This is a genomic window from Bacteroides sp. An279, assembly GCF_002159615.1.
Taxonomy (GTDB): Bacteria; Bacteroidota; Bacteroidia; order Bacteroidales; family Bacteroidaceae; genus Phocaeicola; species Phocaeicola intestinalis.
In genome coordinates this window covers 39,375-51,529 of record NZ_NFJA01000002.1, presented here as the reverse complement: position 1 = coordinate 51,529, position 12,155 = coordinate 39,375, and the positions used below count along the sequence as shown (strand labels likewise).

Below are 12,155 nucleotides of genomic sequence, written 5' to 3'. Positions count from 1 at the left end.
TGGACCTATATGATACCTTACAATTGTTACAAATAATCCCGTAATAATTTGGCAAACTATTTCCATTCTAATTTCTATTTCAAAATTTATTTCGTCACAAGGTTATATAAACTCTGATAATCTTTTACTACTCCATAAACCACTTTACTGTCACTTATCGCAGCAAAATGGCGGCGTGCACATTCTATCTTTGCATCCTCAGAACCTCTAAGTTGTGATTCCTGCCAGTCATTGCCTTTAGTTTCTGCAATGAAATATATATGCTTTACACTGCCTTCCTTAAATGCTACAGCCCAGTCTGGATTATAATGCCCCATAGGGGTATTGATATAGAATCCACGTGGCAGTTTGGTATACACTTCCACCGCATCTTCCTTTTCCAATGCTTCTGCAAAGTTTTTCTCTGTGCCTTGGCTATCAACGACTACAATATCATACAGCGATTTGGCACTTTCCAGAGCATTGATACCCAATTTACCTCTAATGGTACTTTCTGTAAAAATATCCATATCGTAAGTATTCGTACTACGCTCGTATGCTATTTTCTGGATAACAGCTATAGCTTTGGCATCATTAATGATATTTGCAGTCTTTATAATGAATTCTTCCGGATTCATCTTGAACTGAGCAAAGGTTGTTGGTTTAATGCCCTTTAATATTTCCACTATGGTTTTTCGTGTTAATCCGGTTGCATTTACCAGATCACCTACCAAATCATAGCGGACACTATTACCAACAGTCTCCGAAACACGGATTGTACGTGTCTTTCCTGCCGTCATGGCTACTCCAGCCTGTAAAGACTCCTTGTCGCGGATATTTTCTAATGAACCACCCTCTATTACAATGTGTATTTCTGTAACACTCAGATGTTTGTCAATACTTTCTATGGCCTTCTTTATCAATTCATCTGTACTGAAATCCACTTTATAGTAAGTCTTCACATTGATACGTTTCCAGACTTCTGTAAACTTTTCTTTGAACAAATCTTCTCTAAATGTGGCAACTTTTGGCTTACGTGCATTGTCCGGTTTCATGCTATCCGGGTTAAAGATGGTATCAAGTCTGCCAAGTATTCCAGCTTTAATTGGATTCAGCTCTTCTCCCAAATCAATAGTTCCGGATTTCTTGTCATTGAAATACTTCTCTGTAAGTTTACCTTTCTTCACATAGCCATTACTGATAAGCTCCTCATGAATTTCACACGCCAATTCACGGTTGATTTTTATCTCTTTACCGTCTGAGGATACCATTACAATATCTTCAAACAAATGCGCCGTTACTTGAACTGGTCTGTCTGCCACATCTTCAGCGAGTTCACTCTGAAGCTGTTTGCTGAAATGCTCATAGCTTTCGCTGGCTATCACCGTCAGGATATTGACATCGAACACACCATCACCCAACACATCCTGATCCTGGCGCTCACCATTCTTATTTACGCAAAGACGCATACCACGGCCAACTTCCTGACGCTTCTTTATTTCGCTGCCGGTATCTTTCAATGTACAAATCTGGAATACATTCGGGTTATCCCAACCTTCTTTCAGGGCAGAGTGAGAGAATATAAAGCGTACCGGTTCCTCAAAACTCAACAGCCGCTCCTTATTCTTCATAATCAAATCGTATGCACGTATTTCATTATCTCCCTCTTTTTCTTTTGAATCAACGGCTATCCCCTTCTTATCCTGAGAAAAATATCCTTGGTGTACTTTTTCTGCTGAGAACTTATGCAGATATCGGACATATTCTTCATCAGAGAAACGCGGCTGCATTTCCTCAATTACATTTTTGTATTCTTCTTCGAACATATCAGCGAATTTACCATTGCTTGTACCGTCTTTTTCATAAATACGATAGCTATTTACATGGTCAATAAAGAAGAGTGAAAGCACTTTAATTCCTTTATGAAACAATTCTCTTTCTCTCTCAATATGAGTACGAATAGTTTCACGTATCTGAATCCTGCGAAGCATATCCTCATTTATTTTTCCAATAGCATCACCCTCATAAAGAGTTATGCCGTTCAGAAAACGAACAGATCCCTCAACACCATCTATGCGTTCTACAATGAAGTGGTTGTCATATTCCGCCAGTTCACCACTTTGCTCATAAAGATTAAATCCTTCACCCACCAATCTCGTTGCTTGCTTGAAACCATTGGCTGTTTTTACATCAAACGAAATGCGGGCTTGCGGATTACCTTTTCCTATTACAATTTCATCCAGATAGACAAAACCGTTTGTAGCCGTTGAACCTTTTTGTGAGATACCTTTTACTTCAATCTTCTTCACCAACTTACGGTTGTAGGCATCCATCGCATCCAGCCTATACACCATATTGTACACATCGTCTTTCCTATGGGTTGCGCTATACAGTAAAGTGAACAAAGGATGAAACTTCGCAATTCCTTTTCTTGTAGCGTTTGTCTTATTTGCACCAAGAACACTTTGCGGCTCGTCAATAATCATAATCGGATTTGTCTGAGCCAATATATCAATAGGTCTTCGGCTACCAAACTCATCACGTCTGGAGAATATAATACGTGCAGCAGCATCACCACTACGTCCTTCCAGATTCTTATCTTCGTTCATGGAACTGTTGAATGCCTGTGTGTTGATAATCATCACGTGCAGTCCGCTATCATTGGCAAAACTATCTATCTTGGAGAGTTGTTTGGAATTATAGACAAAAAACTGGATACGCTTGCCGTATTCTGTAGCAAAGTGTTCCTGCATGGTTTCAAAACTCTTCTGCACACCTTCACGAATGGCAATACTGGGCACTACTATGATAAACTTATTCCAGCCATACAACTTGTTCAGCTCATACATCGTCTTGATGTATGTATAAGTCTTACCGGTACCGGTCTCCATTTCAATGGTGAACATCAGATTTGAAATATCACCTTGCAAATATTCAACAGGTTTAAGTCCCCAGTTCATCTGAATTTGTCTCAGATTCTCCGTAATTGACTCTCGGTCAAGCATCAACTTCTGATTACCAAAACCCGTCAAATCAAACACTCCTTTATTCTTACCCTGGTCTATCAGAAAATCAGCACTATCACAATATTGCTGACCGGTAAATATATCTGTCACACTTTTGGCTGCATCAGCCTGAAAGCGTTGGTGCTTATATTTCAGTTTCATTCTGACTCTTCTTTTTTTTCAAGTTGTCCAACATACGGATAGAATCAAGATAATCTTGTTCTACGTCACTGATGGTTCGTTGTTTGTATTTACGGTACTCGTTCGTAGCATGTTCCATAGCCTCTGTGTGCGACACTTTACCGGAATCTTGCAATAACTGTTCTCCCGACATGGTCAGGATTCTGTCAAGATAGTTTGCCCAGTCACTCATTGTCATGGGTTGTTCACGCTCTGCCTGACGCTCCGCAAAGTCCAGATATCCGGAAACCAGTTGCCCCATTGCGCGAAGTTCTTTTTCGTCCAAATAATTCTTGGCAGTCTTTGCTTCTGCCAATGTAGGTTGAGTACCCTTAAACGTCAGCAAACCCATAAAATCCTTTTCGGCATCGGCACGCTCCACAATCAGTTCAGCAGCCGTATGTCCGTGAACCGCATAATGAATTTTATTCTGTACTTTTTTAAAGAACTCCTGGCTTACGGAAGCACGAGGATCATAATCTATACTGGTAGCATATATTTCCAACACCTGACGGTAGAACACCTTTTCTGTGGCACGGATATCACGTATGCGCTCCAGCAATTCCTTCCAATAACCACCGCCACCCAACTTTTTCAACCGCTCATCGTCCAGTGTAAAGCCTTTTATCATGTATTCTTTCAGCCTTTGTGTCGCCCATTGCCGAAAGCGAGTGGCTATCACAGACTTGATACGATAACCAAGTGCTATAATCATATCCAGATTATAGTATGTAGTATTATATGATTTTCCATCTGAAGCAGTTGTTCGGAATTTCCGAACAACTGAATTTTCCTCCAATTCTCCTTCTTCAAAGATATGTTTGATGTGTTCACTCACATTCGACTTGCTCGTCTGATACAGTTCACACATCTGTGCCTGAGTAAGCCAAAGTGTTTCATCCTCCAGTCTGACATCAATCCTAGTCTGACCGTCAATGGAGGTATAAATAATCATCTTATTTTCTTCCATACCTCAACACTTTATATAACCTTGATATTTTTTATGGCTTCTTCCTCGCTCCAGTCTAACAACTGTTTCAGGGTTTCAAACACATTGATTTTTGCATCGTCACGGGCAAAGCAACTGTCACGGAACAATACACGGAGCGGTTGTTTGTCAGCCATGGCTTTTACGATATTTTCTGTAATATCATCTGCAAAGCAAGCCACAAGGTCACCATCATTAACCGAATAAATCATCTTTCCATCTACTTCTTCACTGGTCATAGGCAAAGAGAGCTGTACACCCCAACTGAGCATAGCTCCAAATAAAAGATCGAGATCTGTACGGTCACTCTTAACGTTATTGAGGAAAAGGTCAAGCTGTGCTTGGTCGTATTCCGCTGGAGCTTTCTTTACTTCTTCAAAATTGCTATCCGCCAAGCGGAATACACGAAAACCTGTGTCAAGGTTTTGGGTTGTCAATGGGGATTCTTCCTTGATTTTCTTTCCGGCACGGCGGATACGTTCTTTTCCGATTCCACAAATAGTTTTATAACCTTGTTCTTTTTTAGTTTCGCTTACCTCCTCGGGTAACTGTACAAGAATAAACTTGTAACTAGTTTGTTTTTCTGCATTAACTTTCATCAAAGCATGAGCAGTTGTAGCTGAACCAGAAAAGAAATCCATAACAATAGAATCTGACTTCAAATTAGCCAATGTGATTAATCTTTCTAACAATCTTACAGGTTTAGGGCCATCAAAAACTCCCTTATTACCAAACAAAGAAACAACCTCTTTAGCTCCTTCTTGGCTATGACCAACCTCCTTATAAAATAAGATAGAAGTTGGTGCCATTCCTTCATATTTCAGTTCAGAAAGAAAACGTTTTATTGATGGGGTACTATCTCCATTAGGACCAAACCAAATACGATTATCTTGGAGTCTCTCAGCGAAAGCTTTCGCTGAGAGACTCCAGCAGCGCCCTGCTGGAGGCTCTACTATTTTCCCCGAAGGGGTCGTTATTTTATAATCACACGATGATGTATAAGTTTTTACTGACATATCGCTTGCTTTCCACACTCCACGAGGATCATTATCAGGATTAGAATATCTGGCATTAGCTTCTTCTGTTCGAGGTAATCGTCCTATAGTAAACTTTTCTAAATCTAAAGCATACATTAATACATAATCATGACTATTAGATATGTATTTTGCATCATTTTTAGGCGAATACGCTCTTTCCCAAATTAACTGAGCTATAAAATTTGATGAACCAAATATCTCATCACAAATATTCTTCAGATTTCTCTGCTCATTATCATCTATCGAAATAAAAATCACCCCATCATCTGTAAGTAAAGAACGAGCTACCATAAGACGTGAATACATCATCGAACACCAGTCCGAATGAAAACGACCATTAGTATCTGTGTTCTTACGATAACGATTCCCTAATTCATCCACATTACCCGAAGCTAATTCTTCTTCATTTTGCGAACGGGCAAAATCATCATCATACACAAAGTCATTACCCGTATTATATGGCGGGTCAATATAAATCATCTTCACCTTACCCATATATGACTTTTGAAGCAACTTCAATACCTCCAGATTATCGCCTTCAATATACAGATTCTGTGTATTATCCCAATCCACGCTATCCTCTACTACCGGACGCAAAGTCTTTGTAATAGGACGAGCAGCTTCACGACGAGCTTCCTGTTTGCCCGGCCAAGTAAACTGATACATTTCATCCGCATCTTCCACTGCATTGTCTCCAAGCAGTTGACGCAAGGTCTTGAAATTTACCACATGACGCAGCTCTCCGGTTTTATCATCCTTTACTTCCGTAAAGCAGGATGGTGCTATCTGATAAAGAGCTTCCAAATTCAGTTGTGTTCCGTCAACTGAGCTCAATTCTAATTTATTGGGTTTCATGATTATATTTTGTTCTTATTTCGTTTTTGTTATATATTTCTGATTAGGAGAATTCTTACTCTCTAAAGATGTCATTTCAAGCAGTTCACCAAGTATCGGGTCGATATAAACACGCTTCATTCTGTTCCTATCAGCATATCCTAAATAATCGGCTATTTCCTGCAATGTACGTGCTTCACGGCAGAAAGCAATTAAGGCATCGCGTATTTCCTTTTTTTTCTGCTCTCTTGATTTTACACCTTGAGTTTTACTCCTTGAGTTTTTTACTCCTTGAGTTTTACTCCTTGAGTTTTTTACTCCTTGACTATAATCTGAATTAATGGAGTAAGAAGTCCATCGTCCCCTATTGTTGGACAAGAGCATACCTTTGTCAACCAACGCATAAAGAATTCTTCCTGCCTCCAAAGGATTTTTACCTAATAATTGCTGTACACGATAATTGGATATATTATCTTCCGTTATAGCCGTAGCTAAAACTAATTGACATTCTTTATCAAGCCTGTTGTATTCACTACCATAAATCTCATTCAACGCTTGATGACATTCCTCCGGAATAAGTGATACCATAGAAAGGGTTAATTCAACAAGATGTAAGTCAGTCCGCTCTACTAAAAACGGCTTACGCCAATTTTCCTTCTTCCAAGCGTTCAGGATTGTAGGAAACCCAGAACCGATATTGTCGCCGAAACCAATCATTCGCAACATTGATTGCATATTTGGATTTCTTGCCTTTGAATTACCTCCGGCATAAATATCCATAACGGGTATTTTAAGTGTGCCTGGATTTGAAAAGACAAAACAGTCATCATGTTTCTCCACTCTGAGTACACCGGTCACCATATAATCTGCATGAATAACAAGATTGGTCAATGCCTCACGAATAGCTTTATGTACAGCAGTATCGTCTATTCGTTCCATTCCCTCCAATCTGAAAGGACGTTTTATATCACTTACCAACTTGGATTGTACACGCATAAAGAAATTATACAGATTATTCTCCCAACGCCCGTCGTATGTCAAACGGTCGCTCCATCGGCTATCCGGTTGCAAATTTGTCATATCAAGATAATCCATGCGGATATTATCAAATCTTTCTCGGATAGGAAGCCCCTTTCCAAACATAAGCAAACCGGCTAAAGTCAAGCCTTCTCTGCGTGTATTCCTATCAACTATATACCCTCCCATATTCAAGAGAAATTCCCTATCAGAATAATCATTCCACACATGGTCTGGATTTGCTGTACGAAAACGATTTCTATAGGCAGCAAGAGTAGGCGCATCAATATCATCCATCGTATAATTTTCCATCAATACAGAATCATTACCGCTATCGTTTGCATCACGAATCATAGCTTTAACATCGTCTTCCGTACAATGGTAATCACCTTCATAGTTCCGTTTGAAAGACCCGTTCATAATATTGCCGTTGATATAAATAGGACGTTGCCTATAATCTGCCTGCGGCACATGAATACATAATAAGTCATAACCTTGGTATTGTATTATTTCAACATCGGCATCGGTCAGAATATTACGGTTTACTTTATTGCTATTTAAGGTATCAAAGAACTCCTTCCTCATTTTCTGCGGATTGGCAACTCCTGTAATTTCAAATCTTTTATCTGAGCTGGTTTCATCCATATATTCCTTTACCCCAAGCATAATGGTTCCACCTATCGTATTGGCAAATGAAGAATATGTTTCCCATACTGATTTAGGTATCTGTCCTTCAGCTTTTTTACACTCAAAAGTAATCCGTTCTCCGAGTTGTAATAATATATTTATATCATTAGCATTCATTATATCTATCATTTATGTCCGATTAATCGCAAATGTAATTCATTTAAAAATCTTCTTAATGATTTAACCTCGGCATTCAATTCTATTTGTCTAGTAAATTGTTTTTCAGCTTTTATCTTTTTTTGAAGAGAAACAATCTGTTTCTGAACACTTTCTATTTGCTTACGCAAATCAACCTGTTCTTTATATTCTTCTCTAGTAGATGCATACAATCCTGATATTTGACTGAGCAAACCGTTGTAAACGGCATCCATAGATTGTCCCTGAATATTTAGCGTACTGGCATCAATACGTATATCCCGTTTCAATTCGTCAACTCCACATTTCCATTTCTGTTCTCCATGAACAACCGACATTTCTTTATGATGCATCAGTAAATCAAACGTCTCACCGTACTCAATAATGAAAACCGTATGCCGTGGCAGCAACTCATCCATTGCACTGAAAGGCTTAATACTGTACTTGTCTTCTTTCATCCTGCAATAGAACACATCAATCTCATGCACATATTCACCATCTTCTACATTGAGTGTCGCAGGTACAAGTTTATACAGCCATACAATACCTTCAAACTCTCGTGTCAGAAATTCACGCAAGGAAGAATCGCCACTTCTTCCATAAAACGCATTCTTTGGCACTGGCTTATTGACTATTGTTGTGGATGGAAAATTCAGTATATTATCCATAATCTACTTAATCACCAAAAAACAAATCAATTCAAAATCATCCAGTCCTTTAATGTTATAGGTCAAAGCACTTGTTTCACCTACAGAGAAAAGACTGTCTATATCACTCTCTTCTTTCACTGTGATAATACTCTCTATGGCCGATTGCAACAGGTCGCTGTAATGACGCATATTCTTTCCATCACGTGTTTCCTTGTTGAACTGCTTGCAAAGTATCTTATCAGGTTCTATCTTGTCTTTGCAGGCATAACGCATCTTGTCGAGCAATTTTTTAGGAGAAAGATGGTCACAGATAACTGTTCCGGTATGTGAAATATAAACCATATAGAATGGATGCAGCAAATTAGAGTGGTCGATATTCACACCATTGTTCTTGTTCTTCAGCACATAGATGACACCCGGCTCTACCAATTCAGATGCACTGACTACGGCACTCATTCCAAAAGGTGTCAAATCCATATTGGGATGTTCTTTCAGATTGGCAAGTAAATCCAAACGAAATTCATTTAGTCCCAAATCCATGATATTGACACCTGTATCCATATCCTCAATATCTACCACTTCATTCTGCAACTTCTTCAACTGGTTGCGACGGTATTCCAAATCGCCTTTTTCATTAGCAGACAATAGGTTATCATCACCCGTACTGGTAATGACTGTTGCCTTCATTCTACTTTCTACACGACCTTTCAGCTTGATGTAATCATCCAATTCCATATCCGGCCAGTAATTTACCAACTGAATCACATCATTCTTGCTTCCGATACGGTCTATACGACCAAAACGCTGAATAATGCGTACAGGATTCCAGTGTATATCGTAGTTGATCAGATAATCACAGTCCTGCAAGTTCTGTCCTTCACTGATACAGTCGGTTGCAATCAGTACGTCTATTTCCCTTGTATCATTCGGATGAATGGCATCCCGGTCTTTTGACATAGGAGAGAAGTAGGTCAGTATGTCATTGAACGTACACTTTAGTTTCGGCAAAGTACACTTTCCCTCTGTACTGCCTGTTATCAGAGCTGTATGCAGTCCGCAATCGTTCAGTATTCTTCCAGATAACTGTTCGTAGAGGTAATTTGCCGTATCAGCAAAAGCTGTAAATATCAGCACTTTCTTATTGCTGCCATTGATTGGATGTTCAAACTTTTTTTTCAAGTCTGCTACCAGCTGTTGCAATTTCATATCATGTTCCGGTGTAATATCCTTTAGCATAAGGATGAGCAGTTCCAGAACTTCCTGGTCAGCCTTCAAATCACGCCGCCAACTAACATAATCCATGTCCCGAAGATTGATTTTTGATTTACGGCCTACAAACGGATCATTTTCATTATCTTCAGTATCAAAATCCTCTGAAAAATCAGTTACGTCTATTGTTCCTGCACCGCTTTCCTGGAATTTATCAATAGCAGTAATAGAATCATTTATAAAATCACGAATTCTTGTCAAAGTCAGACGGAAAGAGTTCACGCTACTTTCCAGACGCTTCAACAGGTTGATAGCCATCAATTTCCGAATACCTTTTTCACGTCCATCTACAGTGAGTCCCTCACCTTCATAATCTATTCCGTAATTACCTTTTTCACTCTCAAAAATAAACAAAGAAGGTGTATATATGGAAAGATTCAATCGGTTAAGCATTTCCGCTATATCCGCAAAAGTAATAGCATCGTTCAAATCCGTAAGCTTAGGTCTGCGTGATATAGGTGACAAACGTTCAGGAAATTTGCCCACATCATTCGTGTTGTAATACTTAATGATATGGCTTCGGCTTCTGGCTATGGTAACTGCATCAAGCAACTGGAAGAAATCATAACTTAATGAATCTACCAGTTTCTCTGTTGTTCTCTTTTCCGGAGGCAATTTAGCCCATTTAGAATAAACAGTCTGTGCATCTCTGAAAATGCTATCTATGTTCTTCCCTGTATCAAGCAAATCGTTTATATTCTCGGCCTTTCCTTCATACGCAAGTTGCAATTGATTTTTCAGGTCACTGAACCGGTTGTTTACAGGTGTGGCGGAAAGCATAAGCACTTTAGTCTTGACACCACTGCGTATGACTTTATTCATCAGCCGGGCATAACGGTTTTCCTTGAAATCATCATCTTCATCCTCATTATCAAACCGGCCGCCATTGCGGAAATTATGGCTTTCATCTATTACAATCAAATCATAATTCCCCCAGTTCACCCGTTCCAAGTCAAGTCCATTACTCAAACCTTTATCCCTTGACAGGTCAGAATGAAACAGAATGTCATAACGCAAACGGTCTGCCAATACCGGATTGTTCTTATAGTTAGAGCGGAATGTCTGCCAGTTGTCGTTCAACTTTTTGGGACAAAGAACCAATACATTTCTGTTTCGGTTTTCGTAATACTTGATAACCGAAAGAGCCGTAAATGTTTTTCCCAAACCAACGCTGTCAGCAAGAATACATCCATTGTATTTTTCCAGTTTGTTTATGATTGCCAGTGATGCATCGCGCTGGAAATTATACAGTTTATTCCAAATAACACTACTTTTGAATCCTGTAGCTTCATTAGGCAATACATCCTCGCTGATATCTTCTAAAAACTCATTGAAAATATTGTATAACGTAATGAAATAGATAAAAGACGGGGCATTCTCCTTATAAACGGTTTCGATATTTTCTATGACATTATCTGTCACATCCTGAAACTTCTCTTTGTCCTTCCAGAGTTCGGCAAAATTCTTCAGAAACATATCAGTAGAACTATGTCCCGGCATACCTACAACCATCGGACATATATTATTTCCTCTATCAAGCCCAAGTTCGGTAGTAGTAAACTCATTGAAAGGCATATAGGTATAGGTTTCTTCACCTTCCTTTATATTGAGGAAGGTATTCATAGAACCATGAGTTATATTTGTCTTGAACCGTGCTTTTCTACGAATCCAGTCTGCACATTCCCTTGCAATAGCCCGTTGTGTAAGCTGGTTTCGAAGCCTTATTTCAAAATCAGATCCGAAAAGACTCCTTTCACGATTTAATTTAGGAATATAGAACTCTCTTTTTTGCTTTTCAGACTTATCCGTATAGAATGTCGGTGAAGTAAAAATAAAGTTTACACAATCCACCTTTTCCAGTTCTTCTTTCAATGCTTCATATGCATAAATAGAAAAACTGGCTGCCGCTATAGAGATTTGACTATTACCCGAAGACAATACCTGTTTCAAATCATCTATAACACGTTCTGTTATATTATTGAATTGCTTCGGTGTTCTCATAAATATCCTTGTTCTTATTAATTAGATCTCGAACTTCAACACCTAACAAAAAAGCAATCTTAGTCAGAGTCTGTAAATCTGGTTGTGAAGTATTCGTACACCATTTAGATACGGTTGCAGGATCTTTCTTCAACTCGGAAGCCAACCACTTACTAGTTCTCTTCTTCTCTACTAAAACAACTTTTAATCTATTAATATCGGCCATTGTATTCTCAATTTCTTTGCGTTATACGCAAAGATAATAATAAATATGGACCTATAAGATGAATCATGGTATTTTTATCACAAATACTACCCAAAGAAACCCAATCACTCGATTGGCTGAATAGTTGGTGCTTTATAAGTAAATCCCTTTTTCTCTATTAGTCACAAA

General features: G+C 38.8%; 7 protein-coding genes. All 7 read right to left on the bottom strand.

Annotated features, from left to right (window positions below; all coding sequences use genetic code 11):
* Window positions 1-86: 86 nt before the first annotated feature.
* The 7 genes from B5F78_RS00735 to B5F78_RS00705 are packed head-to-tail and all read right to left on the bottom strand — an operon-like array spanning window position 87 to window position 11,987.
* Entirely contained in the window at window positions 87-3,146 is a 3,060-nt protein-coding gene (locus B5F78_RS00735) for a type III restriction-modification system endonuclease (protein ID WP_087405687.1), read from the bottom strand.
* A complete protein-coding gene (locus tag B5F78_RS00730) occupies window positions 3,130-4,134 on the bottom strand; it encodes a virulence RhuM family protein (protein WP_087405686.1) in 1,005 nt (334 codons plus the stop codon). The genes B5F78_RS00735 and B5F78_RS00730 overlap by 17 nt, the downstream gene beginning before the upstream one ends.
* A gap of 11 nt (window positions 4,135-4,145) precedes the next feature.
* On the bottom strand, window positions 4,146-6,044 hold the full coding sequence (locus B5F78_RS00725; protein ID WP_087405685.1) for a site-specific DNA-methyltransferase: 1,899 nt from the start codon (window positions 6,042-6,044) through the stop codon (window positions 4,146-4,148).
* 15 nt (window positions 6,045-6,059) lie between these two features.
* Entirely contained in the window at window positions 6,060-7,844 is a 1,785-nt protein-coding gene (locus B5F78_RS00720) for an RNA-binding domain-containing protein (protein ID WP_087405715.1), read from the bottom strand.
* An 8-nt stretch (window positions 7,845-7,852) separates the two neighbouring features.
* A complete protein-coding gene (locus B5F78_RS00715) occupies window positions 7,853-8,530 on the bottom strand; it encodes a DUF4391 domain-containing protein (protein WP_087405684.1) in 678 nt (225 codons plus the stop codon).
* A gap of 3 nt (window positions 8,531-8,533) precedes the next feature.
* Entirely contained in the window at window positions 8,534-11,782 is a 3,249-nt protein-coding gene (locus B5F78_RS00710; RefSeq protein WP_087405683.1) for a helicase-related protein, read from the bottom strand.
* The gene (locus B5F78_RS00705; protein ID WP_087405682.1) at window positions 11,757-11,987 is read right to left on the bottom strand and encodes a helix-turn-helix transcriptional regulator; all 231 of its coding nucleotides are present in this window, start codon (window positions 11,985-11,987) and stop codon (window positions 11,757-11,759) included. The genes B5F78_RS00710 and B5F78_RS00705 overlap by 26 nt, the downstream gene beginning before the upstream one ends.
* Window positions 11,988-12,155 lie beyond the last annotated feature (168 nt).